Raw genomic sequence first — 232 nt, 5'->3', positions numbered from 1 at the left:
CGTGCATCGTCAGGGAGTCCCACCGGTGCTGCCAGGCGCCACCGGGCGCGGCGTCGGCGTCGAGCACGACGTGGTCGAGGCCGAGCCGGCGCTGGTGGTGGGAGGCGGACCGGCCGGCCGGCCCGGCTCCCACCACCACCGCGTCGTACGTCCTCACACCGGCAGAACGCCGGAGGTCAGCCCGTTAGTCCGGCCCGGCCGCTCAGCCCGCCGTGGCGACGACCTCGTCGGG

1 pseudogene is annotated in these 232 nt (G+C 76.7%); it reads right to left on the bottom strand.

From position 1 onward, the window contains the following. Positions 1 to 133: pseudogene (locus QWY28_RS23905) on the bottom strand (pyridine nucleotide-disulfide oxidoreductase); the annotation flags it as partial. Positions 134 to 232 lie beyond the last annotated feature (99 nt).

The organism is Nocardioides oceani (assembly GCF_030412965.1).
Taxonomy (GTDB): Bacteria; Actinomycetota; Actinomycetes; order Propionibacteriales; family Nocardioidaceae; genus Nocardioides; species Nocardioides oceani.
Note: the sequence above shows the minus strand (reverse complement) of the source record. Positions and strands in the feature narration are given on the sequence as shown.